This window comes from Brevundimonas sp. UBA7507, from assembly GCF_002478355.1.
Classification (GTDB): Bacteria; Pseudomonadota; Alphaproteobacteria; order Caulobacterales; family Caulobacteraceae; genus Brevundimonas; species Brevundimonas diminuta_D.
The window spans coordinates 160,499-175,466 of sequence record NZ_DLNP01000014.1 but is presented as its reverse complement, the minus strand read 5'-3'; the positions used below and the strand labels follow the sequence as shown (position 1 = coordinate 175,466).

The following is a 14,968-nucleotide window of genomic DNA, read 5'->3' as shown; positions in this document are numbered from 1 at the left end:
CCCCCGCCACGTCCCGCCCAAGGTCCGCGCCATGATCGACTGGCTGCACGACCGACTGTCCACACAAAGGAGCCCCGCATGAACGTCGTCATCCTGACCGGCGCCGGCGTCTCAGCCGAGAGCGGCGTGCCGACCTTCCGCGCCTCGGACGGTCTGTGGGAGGGACATCGCGTCGAAGCCGTCGCCACGCCCGAGGGCTTCGCCGCCGACCCGGCCCTGGTGCAGGACTTCTACAACCAGCGGCGACGCCAACTGGCCGGCGTCCAACCCAACGCCGCGCACCGGGCGCTGGCCGATCTGGCGGCGCGGTGGGCGGGCGACGTCCTGCTGGTGACCCAGAACGTCGACGATCTGCACGACCGGGCGCACATGGACACGCCGCCCGCGCCGGGCTTCGAACTGATCCACATGCACGGCGAACTGAAGAAGGCGCGCTGCACCGCCTCGGGCGTCGTCTGCGACTGGCATGACGATCTGGAGCCCGCCCACGCCTCACCCCATCATCCGCACGGAACCTTGCGCCCGCACATCGTCTGGTTCGGCGAAATCCCGCTGGAGATGGAGCGGATCGAGGCGGCGCTGGCGCGATGCGACCTGTTCGTCTCTATCGGCACCTCGGGCGCGGTCTATCCGGCGGCGGGCTTCGTGCAGTTGGCGCGCATGGCCGGGGCGCGGACGGTGGAGATCAATCTGGAGCCGACGCTGGGCGCGGGCCTGTTCGACGAGGGCGTCTACGGCCCCGCCAGCGAGACCGTGCCCGCCTTCTTCGGCGCGCTCTAGCCCCTCGGCCCGAACAGGATGATCGCGGCGCCGATCAGGCAGACCGCGCCGCCGATGAGGTCCCAACGGTCCGGCGTCGTCTTCTCGACCAGCGCCATCCACGCCAGCGACGCCACGATATAGACCCCGCCATAGGCCGCGAAGGCCCGCCCCGCCGTCTCGGCCGGAACCATGGTCAGCAACCACGCAAAGGCGATCAGACAGAGCACGCCCGGCGCCAGCCACCACGGCGAGCGGTCCAGCTTCAGCCAGGCCCAGAAGGCGAAACAGCCGCCGATCTCGGCGAGGGCGGCGAGAGGATAGACGAGGGCGAGTTTCATGCGGCTGCTTCCGTCATTCCGCTCCCCACCGCCGTCATCCTCGGGCTTGCCCTGAGGATCGAGCGTAGTGGCGCGCTCGTACTTGCCGGCGTCACGCTGGCGGACAACCCGATCCTCGGGTCAAGCCCGAGGATGACGGCAAACGGCGGCGCAAACGAGCACAGGATCGCCCCCTACTCCCCCTTCTTCGCCGCCTCGGCCCGTTCCGCCGCCAGCTTGGCCAGCACCCGGCCGCGCCCCTTGGCCAGGGCGTGGATGGCGCCGCGCATGGTGGCGACCTCCTGCTCGGTGAAGGCCGCGCGGCCCAGCATGACGCGCAGGTTCTGGCTCATCGAGCGCTTCTTCTCGGGCGGATAGAAGAAGCCGCCGTTGTCCAGCTCCGCTTCCAGATGCTCGTACATGCCCAGCAGCAGGTCGTTCGACGCAGGCGGCTCGCCTTCGCGGAAGCGCGGCGGCGGGGCGTCCAGGATCAGGGTGCGCCACTCATAGGCGTTGATCGCCACGGCCTGCGCCAGGTTCAGCGAATGGTGCTTGGGGTCGATCGGGATGGTGGTGATACCGGCGCACAGGGCGATGTCGCCGGTCTCCAGCCCCGCCCGCTCGCCGCCGAACAGCAGGCCGGTCTTCAGCCCCGAGGCCGTGTCGTCATACAGGATGCGCGCGCTCTCACGCGGGGTGCGCACCGGCTGGCGCGTCTCGCGCGGGCGGGCGGTGGTGGCGAAGACGGTGTTCAGGTCGGCGATGGCCTCGGCCACGCTGTCGAACACCTTGACCCCGTCCAGCACCCAGTCGGCGCCGGACGCCGTGGCCCAGGCGCGGTCCTGAGGCCAGCCGTCGCGCGGGCTGACCAGCCGCAATTCCGACAGGCCGAAATTGGCCATAACGCGGGCGACCGCGCCGATGTTGTCGGCCATCTGCGACTTGTCGAGGACGACGACGGGAGGGGTGAGTTCAGTCATGAGCGCTCAATAGTCCTTCTCCCCTTGCGGGAGAAGGCAGCAGTCCTCGGGCTTGTCCCGAGGGCTGACGGATGAGGGCTCTCGCGACCTTTCTAATCACGCGGCTTTGGCCCCGGTCAGAGAAACCCCTCATCCGAGCCCTTCGGGCCCACCTTCTCCCGCAAGGGGAGAAGGGAGAATCAGTCCTCGCCGACCATCGCGGTCCACGGGTCGACACGGCCCGCCTCGACCTCGGCGACCTTGACCGCAGGCCAGCCGATGCTGCTGTTCGCCGAGACACGCCAGGCGGCCGACACGAAGTCGCGCAGTTCCGACGCCCCGGCCGCCAGTCGCTCATTGACGAAGACCGCGCCGCGCGGGTCCGTGTCCTTGAACGCGCCCGCCTTCTCCATCCGATAGAAGGGGATGACGGTCGTCAGGGTGGCGTTCAGGTGCAAGGCTGTGCGCGCACGCAGGTCAAAGCCTTCGACGTTCATGGGCGCCATGGCCGCCTCGACCGCATCCAGACGCAGGGTCCGGCTGGTGAAGGCGCCCTCGAAATCCCCGTGAGTGCGGCGCGACCTGGTGAAGCCCTCGGGATTGGTCTCGCCCGCCCAGCCGTTGAAGTGGATGGTCGTGTGGTGCGGCTGGGACGCATCGCCGACGAAATGGCTCAGCACCCCGATGTCGCGCAGGATCAACTGCTCGCGGCGCTCGCGGTCGGCGCGATACCAGGCCTGCTTGGCCAGGTCCGGCTCGCGCGCCTCGGCGGCGGTCAGCACCCGCCAATAGGCGAAGTCGCGCTCCAGATTCTGCCAGGCGTCCATGATGGCGTAGGGCAGGTATCCGGCCTTATCCACGTCCAGACCCGAGCGGATCAGGGCGGCGTCGTATTCCGATTTCAGACGCGGCAGGTCGGCCATGGTCATGCCGCGCGCGTCCATCACCCGGCCCTCATCGTCCATGTCGACGAAGTGGGCGGTGTCGCGCTCGCGATCGTGCGGCTGGCCCGCGCCCTTCCAGCGGTCGGGCTCGCGCGAATATTCGCCCACATCAGCCGCGGCCCCGGCCGTGCGCAGGAAGGCGGGCAGGTCGCCCGGCAGGGCCCGCATGGCCGCCACGCCGATCACCCGGTGGCCCGAACTGCCCCAGGCCTCAACCTGAACGGCGGGCGCCGCGACCAGCACCAGGGCCGCGGCGGAAATCATCAGGCGTTTGACTTGTCGGTTCATGAGACGGCGCCGTTGGAAATTTCAGAAAGGGAAACGACGGCTTATCCCATTCCCGCGCACCGCTCCACCCGCCGCTCACGACCGCAGCAGCGCCGATCACGCCGCCGTTATCTTGGCTTCGGCGCCAGCTTTTCTTGCCAATAAAGTGTTAGCGACCGCGATCAAGTCGTTAACGGCGGAGACGGCTGTGACAGTATAGAACTTAAAATCGCTAAATACTTATATTCTATAGTCACAATAGTCTGACACCGGACGGCGATAGACTGGCCCCATTTGCGCCTTATCCACTACCGATACAGCGACTGATCTCATTCGCCACAATTGCGCCGCAATTCGTCGTCAGAAACCGCCCTGCCGGAGCGTGTCGGGACCGGTGCTGCATGAAGTTTGAACGATGTTGAGCACGGCCGCCGCGCTTGCCATGTTGTGGACCATGGCCTTCTCCGGGTCCGGAGAGCCTGTCCCTTACGAAACGGCCGTCGCCCGCGACGCCGCTGTCGTAGAAGCCGCCGCGACGGCCCCCGGTTCCATCGATTCCGCCGAAACGGCGGACCTGTCGGCCGAACAGCTTGAGCTGATGGCCGGCGATCCCGACTGGCGCGCCTCGGCCCGCCTCTATCACGCCGGCGGCGGCGGAGCGACCGGCAACGATTCCCTGGGCTGCCGCCCGATTCCGATGCGCACGGTCGCGGTCGACCCGCGCGTCATCCCGCGCCGCACCAAGCTGTTCATCCGCGAGACGGTCGGCCTGCAGATGGCCGACGGCACGGTGCACGACGGCTACTGGTACGCCTCCGACACCGGCGGCGCGATCAAGGGCGCCAAGATCGACCTCTACACCGGCCACGGCCGCGCCTCGATGCGCCCCGCCATGAGCCTGAACATGAAGACCCTGACCATCGCCGACGCGGGCGATTTCGACGGCTGCCCCCCGGCGTGGGAGACCGCCTCGAACTGAGGCCTTTCAGCCTGACGACAAAAAGGGCGGCCGGTTCGATCCGGCCGCCCTTTTTCGTTGCCCACGTCGATCCGGCGCACTCTCACCTGCCGTCATCCTCGGGCTTGACCCGAGGATCGAGCGCCGGGCGCGCTCCGCCCTGCCCCAGTCGCACAGGCGGACCACCCGATCCTCGGGTCAAGCCCGAGGATGACGGCGAATAATGGGAAACGTCTGCGCGAAATCCGAAGCTGCTGACCGCCTCAGAACTTCCGCTTGCCGCTGACCGTCTCGAAGAACAGGCGGAAGTCGCCCATCAGGCTCCACAGCGGATATTTGAACGTCGCGGGCCGGTTCTTCTCGAAGAAGAAATGCCCCACCCAGGCGAAGCCGTAGCCGACCAGCGGCATGGCCAGCAGCCACCAGGGGTTCAGGGTGAAGCAGAAGGCCAGAAAGGCCGCGATCACCAGCCCAGTCCCGACCACATGGATGCGACGGCACGTCCGGTTGGAGTGCTCATGGATGTAATAGGGGTAGAAGGCCTCGAACGAGGCGTACCGCCCTTGGGGTTGCTCGATGCTCATGGCCCCAGCCTGCCCCCGGATCGCGCCGGGGGCAAGCCAAAGACCATCAATCAGGGATCAGCGATCAGTCGAAGCGCTTGCCCGCCTTCTTCGGCCCCTTGGCGAAGGGCTTGCCGCCGCCCTTGAAGTCCGGCTTGCCCTTGAAGCCCGCCTTGGGCGTGAAGGGCTTTTTGTCGCCCTTGTCCTTGAAGCCTGGCTTCTTGCTGAAACCGCCCTCGCCCGACGCCGCATCGGTGCGGGGCGCATAGGGCTTCTTCTTGAAGGGACGCTCGCCATCGGCGCTGCGGCCTGCGTCGCCCTCCGGGCTCCACGGCTTCTTCTTGAACGGGGGGCGGCCCTGGCCGTCCTCGTCGCGACGGAAAGGCTTCCTGGCGTAGGGGCGGGCCTCGCCGTCGCGCTCGAAATTGCGGTTGCGGGCGCCCTTCATCGAACCGGGCGTCGGCGCCTCGGACGGGGTGATGCGGGCCTCTTCCTTGCTCTGGGCCGCCGCCGCGCGGAAGGCGTCGGCGTGAGTCAGGGCGACCTCGAAGCGGGTCTCTTCGGGGAAGGTGCGGATCGAGCCGATCTGCTGCTTGGTGATGCCGCCGATGCGGCAGATCAGCGGGATCAGCCACTTGGGATCGGCGTTGCGGTTGCGGCCGATGTCCAGGCGGAACCAGCTGACTTCGTCCGGCTGCAGGCGATCGCCCGGCCACGGCGCGGGGGCGTAGGCGTCGCCGCCCGCCGCATCGCGATCCTTGCGCGGCTTGCGCTGCGGGCCCTCGCCCGGATCGGTCAGGTCTTCCGGCGCGGGCAGGTTCTTGCGCAGCAGCACCAACAGGGCGCGAGCCAGATCGTCCGGCGTGCGCTCCTTGACCAGCTTTTCGACCAGACCCGCATCCTCGTCCGCGCCTTCCTCGGCGAAGACGGGCGCGGCCAGCAGGCGCTGTTCGTCCTGGGCGCGGATTTCATCGGCGGTCGGGGCGCCCGACCAGACGGCCTCGACCCCGGCCGAGCCCAGCAGCATCTCGGCCTTGCGGCGGCGGCTGTGCGGGACCAGCAGGACCGAAATCCCCTTCTTGCCCGCGCGGCCGGTGCGGCCCGAACGGTGCAGCATGGTCGCCTTGTTGATCGGCAGTTCGGCGTGGATCACCAGACCCAGATCGGGCAGGTCCAGACCGCGCGCGGCCACGTCGGTGGCGACGCAGACGCGGGCGCGGCGGTCGCGCAGGGCCTGCAGCGCCTCATTGCGCTCGCGCTGGCCCATCTCGCCCGACAGGGCGACCGAGGCGAAGCCGCGCTCGACCAGCGAGGCCTGAAGATGGCGCACCGAATCCCGCGTCGAGCAGAAGACCAGCACGCCCGGCGCCTCGAAATAGCGCAGCACGTTGACCACGGCGCGCTCGATCTCGTTCGGGGCGATGCGCAGGGCGCGGTATTCGATGTCGTTGTGCGGCTGGCTGCGGTCGACGGTGTCGATGCGCACCGCGTCCTTCTGATAGCGCTTGGCCATGATCGCGATGTCGCGGGCGATGGTGGCCGAGAACAGCAGGGTGCGGCGCTCTTCCGGCGCCTGGTCGAGGATGTATTCCAGATCCTCGCGGAAGCCCATGTCCAGCATCTCGTCGGCTTCATCCAGCACGACGACGCGGGCGGCCGACAGGTCCAGCGCCCCGCGATCGATATGGTCCTTCAGGCGGCCCGGCGTGCCGACGACGACGTGGGCGCCGTAGTTCAGGGCGCGCGCCTCCTTGCGGGCGTCCATGCCGCCGACGCAGGTGACGATCTTGGCGCCCGCTTCGGCGTAGAGCCATTCCAGCTCCGCCGCGACCTGCAGCGCCAGTTCGCGCGTCGGGGCGATGGCCAGCATCAGGGGCGTGTCCGGCTGACCGAACCGCTCGTCCTCGCCTAGCAGGGTCGGCGCCGCCGCCAGACCAAAGGCCACCGTCTTGCCCGAGCCGGTCTGGGCCGAGACCAGCAGATCCGACTCGCCATGGCCTTCCAGCACGGCCGCCTGGACCGGCGTGGGCTCGGCGTAGCCCTTGTTCAGCAAGGCGCGGTCAAGCGCGGGATGGATCGCGGGAAAGGGCATGAAGGGCCTGAAAATTCAGATGAGGCGACCGTTAAACGGCCGCGCCCGGCGAGGCGTCGCAGCCTGCCGGGCGTCGGGGAAGGCGCTCCCTATACACGAATAAGGGCCGGGGTGGGGCCGAATCGATCTAGGCGTTTCAAAAATCAACAATCGCCAAATACTTGAAGATGACGCCGTCGCTTTCGGATGCGCCTCCTTTTGAAGCCTTCATGCAGCCGATTGTTGATCGGCTGAAGGCCCATGGGCGGTCGCTGACCAATGCCGAAATGCTTGAAGACATTTCCGAGCACATGGGCCTTTCCGACGAAATTCTGAATCTCCGGCACGGCAAATGGAACCAGTTGGTCGTCGACCAACGCCTTGGTTTCGCACGAAGCTGGCTCAAGCTTGGCGGGGCTGTAACCAATAGCCAAAGGGGCGTCTGGAGCCTGACTCCGGCAGGCGCCGCCATGACGGCGTCCGAGATCGCAGCCATCCCCAAACAGGTGCAGAAGGCCTATGCCGCGCAGCGTGCGAACGCGACCACGGAAAAGCTCGACCCGCCCCAGGTGCTGCAGGAAGCCGCACAGGAGGACTGGAAGGATCAGCTTCTTTCCGTCTTGCTCCAGCTGGAGCCTTCCGCGTTCGAGCGGCTTTGCCAGCGCCTCTTGCGTGAATCCGGCTTCACCCGCGTCGAGGTGACCGGCAAAACCGGCGATGGCGGCATAGACGGAACCGGCGTTCTGCGCATGAACCTACTGTCGTTTCAGGTCATCTTTCAGTGCAAACGCTGGCAAGGGTCCGTCGGCGCATCGACGGTCCGCGACTTCAGGGGCGCTATGGTTGGCCGCGCTGACAAGGGCCTGATCATCACGACCGGCACATTCACCAGCGAAGCCCGACGAGAGGCGACCCGCGACGGCACTCCCGCAATCGACTTGGTAGATGGCGACACGCTCTGCGACCTGCTGAAGGAGCGCAGCCTTGGCGTATCCGTCCGCATGGTTGAGGAAGTCACAGTCGACAGCTCGACCTTCAGCGCCATTTAGAAAAACGACCGCCGTTCACCACGTCCGTTGATCGGGCGTTGACCACGCAGGGGCGATGCTGGCCGGGTTCAGACCTCCGTCCGTCGAAGGATCATCCATGATCTCGCCGCTCAGCACCGCCTCCGCCGGGATGCAGGCCGCCTCGGCCCGGCTGGAGGACAGCGCCCGCCGCGTCGCCACAGGCCGGATGGGCGACTATGCCGTCGAGGCGGTCGAGCAGATCCGCGCCAGGAGCGACTTCTCGGCCAACGCCGCCGTCGCCCGAACGGCGGATGAGATGACGGGAACCCTTCTGGATATTCTGGTCTAGGCCTCTATCCCGCCTTGTCCGGCAGGTGGAAGAAGTCGATGAACCGCGCAAACGCCGCCCGGTCGCCCTCGATCCTCATCGCCCCCTCGCCTTCCAGCGCCGTCAGCGGAACCTTGCCGTAGACGGCGGCGGCCACGACCTGGGCCGGCGCGCGCACCACGACGTCGCAGTCCTCGACCTCGCCGCGCGTGGCGTCGATGACGCCGCTCGCCACGCTTACCACCATACGGTCCTCGTCCAGCGCAAAGCCCAGCCGCATCTCGGCGCCCTGCGCGCGGGCGGGATCGAACATGGTCTTGAACGACTGCATGATGGAGACGGCGCTGATCGGCAGGGTCGGGTCGTGCTGGGGCGAGCGCGCGGCCCAGCGACCCAGCACCATGAAGACCGGCTCGATCTCATAGCCCCAGTCGGTCAGCTCATAGACCTGGACCGAGGCGGGCGGCGGCAGCTTGCGGCGCCGGACCACGCCCGAGGCCTCCAACCCCTCCAGCCGCTGGGTCAGCACATTGGCCGACAGGCCGCACAGGTCTTTTCGCAGGTCGCTGAAACGCCGCGGCCCCATCATGAGTTCTCTGATGACCAGCAAGGCCCACCGCTCGCCCACCAGGTCCAGCCCGTGCGCCGCCCCGCAGGCGTCGTGATAACGCCGGGATCGGGATTCGAACTTAGTAGTTACTTTTTCTAACTTCATGGTTGACTAACATAACATCAAGGCGCAGAACGACCAACATCATAGGGCAGGCCGTCCGGGGAGGGAGGGCCGCGCAAGGGAGGACCACCGCCGATGCCCAAGCTGATCTTCATCAACCTGCCGGTCGCCGATCTGCCGCGCTCCGTCGCCTTCTATGAGGCGGTGGGGGCGAAGAAGAACCCGCTGTTCTCGGACGAGACGGCGGCCTGCATGGTCTTTTCCGACACCATCCACGCCATGCTGCTGACGCATGAGAAGTGGGCGACCTTCACCGACCGCGCCATTCCGGACGCGAAGAAGACGGCCCAGGTGCTGATCTGCGTGTCGGAGGACAGCCGCGAGGGCGTCGACGCCGTGGTCGATCGCGCCGCCTCCGCCGGCGGCCAGGCCGATCCCAACGCCAGACAGGACTACGGCTTCATGTACGGCCGCAGCTACGCCGATCCCGACGGCCACATCTGGGAGGTCATGTGGATGGACCCGGAAGCCGCCGCCCAGGGGCCGGAAGCCTTCGCCTCCCAGGTCGGCGGGGGCTGAGTCATGAGCGACCTCTACGAACTCAGCGTCAGCCGCTTCATCAAGGCCTCGCCCGAGACCGTGTGGCGGGCCTGGACCCGGCACGCGACCGAATGGTTCACTCCGCGCCCGTGGAGCACGGTGTCAGTCGACCATGACCTGCGCCCCGGCGGCCGCGCCGACGTCGTCATGCAGTCGCCCGAGGGCGAGCGGCATGAGTATCGCGGCGTGGTGCTGGAGGTGGAGCCGGGCCGCCGCCTGGTGACGACCGGCGCCTTCACCGAGGGCTGGATCCCGCAACCGGGCGAGATGAACTTCGTCCGCATCGACACCTTCGAGCCCGAAGGCGACGGCACGCGCTACACCGCCCGCGCACGCCACTGGGACGAAAAGGCCATGCAGGCCCACCGCGACATGGGTTTCGAGCCCGGCTGGGGCGCCGCCGCCGACCAACTGGCCCAGGTCGCTGAAACCCTGAGCCCTCAGGAGAGCGCGTCATGAGCGACAAGATCATTCCTTGCATCTGGTACGACCTCGGCCAGGCGAAGAAGGCGGCCGAGTTCTACGTCTCGCTGGGCCTGCCCGACAGCCGCATCGACCGCGTCGTCGCCAGCCCCGCCGACAATCCGTCCAGCCCCGAAGGGTCCGAACTGGTCGTCGAGTTCACCCTGGCCGGACGGCGCTACGTCGGCCTGAACGGCGGCCCGATCTTTCCTCAGACCGAGGCCGTGTCGTTCATGATCATGACCGACGACCAGGCCGAAACCGACCGCCTGTGGGACGCCATCGTCGGAAACGGCGGGGCCGAAAGCGCCTGCGGCTGGTGCAAGGACCGCTGGGGCGTGAACTGGCAGATCACCCCGCGCCGCCTGATGGCCTTCTACGACGATCCCAAGCCGGCCCGCGCCAAGGCCGCCTTCGAGGCCATGATGACGATGCACAAGATCGACATCGCCGCCATCGAGGCCGCTGCTGACAGGATCGGGTAGGCCGCCAAGCTAAGCCGTCCGACCTGTCGCTTTCGACCAAGACGACGACCCCGCCCGCCCCGACGATCCGCCTGCCCTCAAACAGCGAGCCGCCGCGCGGCGAGCGATTGGGGCCAACCTCCGAAGGAGAACCAAGATGAGCTACATCACCGGCTTCCTGACCCCCGTGAAGACCGAGAACAAGGACCGCTACATCGAGTCCGCCCGCGTCGCCTGGCCGCTGTTCAAGGGCTACGGCGCCCTGGCCCATGTCGAGAACTGGGGCGTGGACGTGCCCGACGGCAAGGTCACCAGCTTTCCCATGTCGGTGAAGCTGGAGGACGGCGAGGTCGTCGTCTTCTCCTGGCTGATCTGGCCCGACAAGAAGACCGCCGACGACGCCTGGGCCAAGATGCAGGACGATCCCGCCATGGCGAACATGGACATGCCCTTCGACGGCAAGCGCATGATGTGGGGCGGCTTCGAAACCGTCTTCGACGAGAAGCAGTAAAACCTCGCCCAAGGCCCTCCCCTCGATGCGGGAGGCAGAGCGCGTCAAAAGAAAGGGCGGCCCCGTCGGAGCCGCCCTTTTCCAATCATTTTTCCTGGATCAGCTGTCCAGGAAGCTCCGCAGCTTCCGCGACCGCGAGGGGTGCTTCAGCTTGCGTAGGGCCTTGGCCTCGATCTGACGGATGCGCTCGCGCGTGACCGAGAACTGCTGGCCGACCTCTTCCAGGGTGTGGTCGGTGTTCATGCCGATGCCGAAGCGCATCCGCAGGACGCGCTCTTCGCGCGGGGTCAGCGAAGCCAGCACGCGGGTCGTCGTCTCGCGCAGGTTCGACTGGATGGCGGCGTCGATCGGCAGGACGGCGTTCTTGTCCTCGATGAAGTCGCCCAGATGGCTGTCTTCCTCGTCGCCGATCGGGGTTTCCAGCGAGATCGGCTCCTTGGCGATCTTCAGCACCTTGCGGACCTTCTCCAGCGGCATGGCCAGGCGTTCAGCCAGCTCTTCCGGGGTCGCCTCGCGGCCGATCTCGTGCAGCATCTGGCGCTGGGTGCGGACGATCTTGTTGATCGTCTCGATCATGTGCACCGGGATGCGGATGGTTCTTGCCTGGTCAGCAATGCTGCGGGTGATCGCCTGACGGATCCACCAGGTGGCGTAGGTCGAGAACTTGTAGCCGCGACGGTACTCGAACTTGTCGACCGCCTTCATCAGGCCGATGTTACCTTCCTGAATCAGGTCCAGGAACTGCAGGCCGCGATTGGTGTATTTCTTGGCGATGGAGATCACCAGGCGCAGGTTGGCCTCGACCATCTCCTTCTTGGCCTGACGGGCCTCGCGCTCGCCCTTCTGGACCATCTGCACGATGCGGCGATAGTCGTCGATCGGCACGCCCGCCTCGGTGGCGACAGCGGCGATCTGGGTGCGGATCGCATCGATCTGGGCGGCTTCATTCTCGCTGAACTTGGTCCAGCGGACGCCCATCTCCTTGATGCGCTCGGCCCAGGTCGGGTCCATCTCCGAGCCGAAATAGGCCTTGAGGAACTCAGGCCGCGAAATGCCGTAGCCGTCGGCCAGACGCAGCAGGCGGCCTTCCTGGCCGATCAGGCGCTTGTTGATGGCGTACAGCTGTTCGACCAGCGCCTCGATGCGGGCGTTGTTCAGCTTCATCGTCTTCAGGCGGTCCGAGATGGACGCCGTCAGGGCCTCATAGGTCTTCTGGTCCTTGGCGGTCAGGACTTCGCCTTTCAGGCGCGCCTCGACCAGCTTGTCCTGCAGCTTGCGGAACTCGCCGAAGTCGACGGCGATGGCGTCCAGCACCTCCATGACGCCGTCGCGCAGCTCAGCCTCCAGGGCCGAGATCGACATGGCGCCGCCGTCGTCGAAGTCCTCGTCGTCGTCCTCTTCGCCGTCGCCGTCCGGCTCGCCGGTCGGCTGGGCCGGGGCGGGCTGGTTGTGCGGCAGGGACGAGGGATTCAGGATGCCGTAGGTGGCGTCCAGGTCGATCACTTCGCGCAGAAGGATGCGGTTGTTGGCCAGCTCCTCGCGCCAGACCATGATGGCCTCGAAAGTCAGGGCGCTTTCGCAGAGCCCTGAGATCATGGCGTCGCGGCCGGCCTCGATGCGCTTGGCGATGGCGATTTCGCCCTCGCGGCTCAGCAGCTCGACCGTGCCCATTTCGCGCAGATACATCCGCACCGGATCGTCGGTGCGGTCATAGGCGGCCTTGGCCGGCGCTTCGGCGACCGAGGTCTCGGCGGCGGCGGCCACGTCGGTGCCGGTCGCCTCGGCGGCGTCCTCTTCGGCTTCGACGACGTTGACGCCCATCTCCGACAGCATGGCCAGGATGTCTTCGATCTGGTCCGGCGTGACTTCTTCGGACGGCAGAACCTTGTTCAGCTCCTCCATCGTCACATAGCCGCGCGTCTTCGCCTGGCGGATGAATTTCTTCACCCCGGCGTCGGTGAGATCGAGCAGGGGCCCGTCGGCGTTGGTTTCGGCGTCCTGCGTCTCGGTCTGCGCGCTCATTCAGTCTGTCTCCACGGCCACGGAGGGTGATCAGGCCCCTGCGGCGAAAATACAACGCCCGACGACTTCGTTGGTTACGAAGAAGCCGCGTCTTCCCAAATCGTTCCGGTCTTGATGGCTCGCCGCAAAGCATCGCGCTCAGCCTTCACCAGGGCGAAAGCTGAGTTATCGAAGGCCCGATGAGCCTCCGACTTCGCTGAAGCCAGCGCCTCGTCCAACGCCGCTGCGCGGGTCAGAGCGTCGAACGCTTGCGACCACCGGATCCTCGCCTCGCCGAGGGGCTTGTCTGCAGCCAGGAATGGCGCGCCGGACTTCGCCGCCGCCTTCTCGACCTCGTGCATCAAGGCATCATGACCCGATTGGGCCAGATGGCGGCGCAGGGCGGCGGAGTCAAGGGTCCGGCCCGAGAAACGCAGTCGAACCAGTTCCTGAGCCAGCCCGTCCAGGGCCGGATCGCCGAAGCCGTAGCGCGCCACCGCCTCCATGTGATCGTCCAGCCGCTCCGGGTCGTCGATGGCGCCGTGGGCCAGGGCGGCGGCGATCGGCTCGACCGAGCGGAACAGCGCCTGCATGGCCTGCGCCCCCTCCACCGTCTGCCCCTGCAGGGGCGGCGGACCGCGCCAACGCCCGCCCGGCCCCGGCCGTCCGCCCGACTGCGGCGGGCGCTGCTGTTGCTGACGCGGGAACAGGGCGTCGAAACGATCGAACAGGTCGCGCCGATACTGTTCGGCCAGATCCTTGTCCTGCACGGCGTTGGCCGCCTGACGCAGCCGCCCCTTCAGCCCCGCCTTGCGTTCGGGCGTGTCCAGCGGTTCGGCCTCGACCTCGCGGCGGAACAGCACCTCGGCGAAGGGCCGCGTCGTCGCCATCGCCTGACGCAGGGCGGGCGCCCCGCGATCGCGCAGGATGTCGTCCGGATCCTGCCCGCCCTCCAGCAGGGCGAAGCGGAAGGACTTGCCCGGCTTCAAGAGCGGCAGCGCCCGCTCGATCGATCGATAGGCGGCGCGCAGGCCCGCCGCGTCGCCGTCGAAGCTCAGCACCGGCTCGGCCGAGACGCGCCACAGACGCTCCATCTGCTCCTCGGTCAGGGCCGTGCCCATCGGCGCCACGGCCGGCAGACCCGCCCGCTGGCAGGCGATGACGTCCATATAGCCTTCTACGACGATGATGCCCTGCTCGCCCCGGCTCTCAGCGCCCATGATCCGCCGCGCCTCCGGCAGGCCGTAGAGCGTCGCTCCCTTGTGAAACAGGGAGGTCTCCGGCCCGTTCAGATACTTCGCCCGGTCGTCCGGGTTCATCGCCCGGCCGCCGAAGCTGACGATGCGCCCGCGCGCGTCCAGGATCGGGAACATCAGCCGGTCGCGGAAACGGTCGTAGGGTTGCCCCCCGCCTTCCGGCGCGATCAGCAGCCCGGCCTCGACAAGATCGCCCGGCCGCGCCCCGCGCTGAACCAGCGCCTGCTTCAGCCCCTCGCGGTCGTTGGGCGCATAGCCGAGACCAAAGCGCTCCCACTGGTCCTCGGGCAGGCCGCGCTTTTCCAGGTATTCGCGCGCCGCCTTGCCGACGTTGCGGCGCAGATTGGCGGCGAACCACTTCTGGGCCAGGTCTATCCAGTCGGCCAGACCCTGACGCTTCTGCTCGCGCTCGGCGGCCTGGGGGTCTTCGGCGGGCAGCTGCATCCCGGCCTCGCCCGCCAGCCGGCTGACCGCCTCGACGAAGCTGAGCCGCTCCGTCTCCTGCAGGAAGCTGATGACGTCGCCGTGCTTGCCTGAGCTGAAGTCGTGGAAGAAGCCCTTGTCGTCATTGACGAAGAAGCTGGGCGACTTCTCCTTCGAGAAAGGGCTGAGGCCGACGAACTCGCGGCCCTGACGCTTGAGCTTCACCGTCCGCCCGATGATGTCGGACGGCCGAAGGCGGGCCTTCAGCTCCTCGATGAACCGTTCGTCAAATCGCACGCTTGACCTATGCCGTCCGATGGCGGGCAAAGGCCAGCCCTCGCCCGCGCGCCGCCGCGACGGCCCCCGGCCAAAACGCCGCCTGGGGATAAGTCCGGGGAC

16 protein-coding genes are annotated in these 14,968 nt (G+C 67.4%); 8 read left to right on the top strand and 8 right to left on the bottom strand.

The window, feature by feature from the left end:
- Positions 1 to 78 precede the first annotated feature (78 nt).
- Positions 79 to 780, top strand: coding sequence for an NAD-dependent deacylase (locus B3D50_RS11540; RefSeq protein WP_286951312.1), 702 nt, complete (start codon positions 79 to 81; stop codon positions 778 to 780).
- On the opposite strand, the gene B3D50_RS11535 is transcribed toward B3D50_RS11540, so the two are convergent.
- From B3D50_RS11535 to B3D50_RS11525, 3 genes are all read right to left on the bottom strand, one after another.
- The gene (locus B3D50_RS11535; protein WP_286951311.1) at positions 777 to 1,100 is read right to left on the bottom strand and encodes a YnfA family protein; all 324 of its coding nucleotides are present in this window, start codon (positions 1,098 to 1,100) and stop codon (positions 777 to 779) included. The genes B3D50_RS11540 and B3D50_RS11535 overlap by 4 nt on opposite strands.
- A gap of 173 nt (positions 1,101 to 1,273) precedes the next feature.
- Positions 1,274 to 2,059, bottom strand: a complete 786-nt coding sequence (locus B3D50_RS11530) for an RNA methyltransferase (protein WP_278449796.1) — start codon at positions 2,057 to 2,059, stop codon at positions 1,274 to 1,276.
- Positions 2,060 to 2,238: 179 nt separating this feature from the next.
- Positions 2,239 to 3,270, bottom strand: a complete 1,032-nt coding sequence (locus tag B3D50_RS11525) for a S1/P1 Nuclease (protein ID WP_286951310.1) — start codon at positions 3,268 to 3,270, stop codon at positions 2,239 to 2,241.
- Between the two features lie 394 nt (positions 3,271 to 3,664).
- Between B3D50_RS11525 and B3D50_RS11520 the strand changes: the two genes are divergently transcribed.
- Positions 3,665 to 4,228: a 3D domain-containing protein gene (locus B3D50_RS11520; protein ID WP_040346148.1), complete on the top strand. Its 564-nt coding sequence runs from the start codon at positions 3,665 to 3,667 to the stop codon at positions 4,226 to 4,228.
- 242 nt (positions 4,229 to 4,470) lie between these two features.
- Here the strand turns inward: B3D50_RS11520 and B3D50_RS11515 are convergent, their stop codons facing one another.
- Positions 4,471 to 4,791 carry an Mpo1-like protein gene (locus B3D50_RS11515; RefSeq protein ID WP_024353661.1) on the bottom strand — a complete coding sequence of 107 codons (321 nt, stop codon included), beginning with the start codon at positions 4,789 to 4,791 and terminating at the stop codon, positions 4,471 to 4,473.
- A 64-nt stretch (positions 4,792 to 4,855) separates the two neighbouring features.
- Positions 4,856 to 6,862 carry a DEAD/DEAH box helicase gene (locus tag B3D50_RS11510; protein WP_286951309.1) on the bottom strand — a complete coding sequence of 669 codons (2,007 nt, stop codon included), beginning with the start codon at positions 6,860 to 6,862 and terminating at the stop codon, positions 4,856 to 4,858.
- A gap of 167 nt (positions 6,863 to 7,029) precedes the next feature.
- On the opposite strand from B3D50_RS11510, the gene B3D50_RS11505 reads away from it, so the two are divergent.
- Positions 7,030 to 7,890: a restriction endonuclease gene (locus B3D50_RS11505; protein WP_286951308.1), complete on the top strand. Its 861-nt coding sequence runs from the start codon at positions 7,030 to 7,032 to the stop codon at positions 7,888 to 7,890.
- A 97-nt stretch (positions 7,891 to 7,987) separates the two neighbouring features.
- Positions 7,988 to 8,200: a flagellar hook protein FlgE gene (locus tag B3D50_RS11500; protein ID WP_286951307.1), complete on the top strand. Its 213-nt coding sequence runs from the start codon at positions 7,988 to 7,990 to the stop codon at positions 8,198 to 8,200.
- Positions 8,201 to 8,204: 4 nt separating this feature from the next.
- On the opposite strand, the gene B3D50_RS11495 is transcribed toward B3D50_RS11500, so the two are convergent.
- Positions 8,205 to 8,894: a winged helix-turn-helix transcriptional regulator gene (locus tag B3D50_RS11495; RefSeq protein ID WP_286951305.1), complete on the bottom strand. Its 690-nt coding sequence runs from the start codon at positions 8,892 to 8,894 to the stop codon at positions 8,205 to 8,207.
- Between the two features lie 93 nt (positions 8,895 to 8,987).
- Here B3D50_RS11495 and B3D50_RS11490 point away from each other — a divergent pair, with 93 nt between their 5' ends.
- The 4 genes from B3D50_RS11490 (at position 8,988) to B3D50_RS11475 (ending at position 10,889) form a co-directional block, all read left to right on the top strand.
- Positions 8,988 to 9,431: a VOC family protein gene (locus B3D50_RS11490; protein WP_286951304.1), complete on the top strand. Its 444-nt coding sequence runs from the start codon at positions 8,988 to 8,990 to the stop codon at positions 9,429 to 9,431.
- 3 nt (positions 9,432 to 9,434) lie between these two features.
- A complete protein-coding gene (locus B3D50_RS11485; RefSeq protein ID WP_286951302.1) occupies positions 9,435 to 9,911 on the top strand; it encodes an SRPBCC family protein in 477 nt (158 codons plus the stop codon).
- Positions 9,908 to 10,399, top strand: coding sequence for a VOC family protein (locus B3D50_RS11480; protein ID WP_286951301.1), 492 nt, complete (start codon positions 9,908 to 9,910; stop codon positions 10,397 to 10,399). Before B3D50_RS11485 ends, B3D50_RS11480 begins: the two co-directional genes overlap by 4 nt.
- Positions 10,400 to 10,535: 136 nt before the next feature.
- A complete protein-coding gene (locus tag B3D50_RS11475) occupies positions 10,536 to 10,889 on the top strand; it encodes a DUF1428 domain-containing protein (protein ID WP_003166060.1) in 354 nt (117 codons plus the stop codon).
- Positions 10,890 to 10,988: 99 nt separating this feature from the next.
- Here B3D50_RS11475 and rpoD read toward each other — a convergent pair whose 3' ends face one another.
- Together rpoD and dnaG are read right to left on the bottom strand one after the other, a co-directional pair.
- Positions 10,989 to 12,911, bottom strand: a complete 1,923-nt coding sequence (gene rpoD, locus B3D50_RS11470) for an RNA polymerase sigma factor RpoD (protein WP_269298840.1) — start codon at positions 12,909 to 12,911, stop codon at positions 10,989 to 10,991.
- Positions 12,912 to 12,985: 74 nt separating this feature from the next.
- Positions 12,986 to 14,866, bottom strand: a complete 1,881-nt coding sequence (gene dnaG / locus B3D50_RS11465) for a DNA primase (RefSeq protein WP_286951300.1) — start codon at positions 14,864 to 14,866, stop codon at positions 12,986 to 12,988.
- Between the last annotated feature and the right edge of the window lie 102 nt (positions 14,867 to 14,968).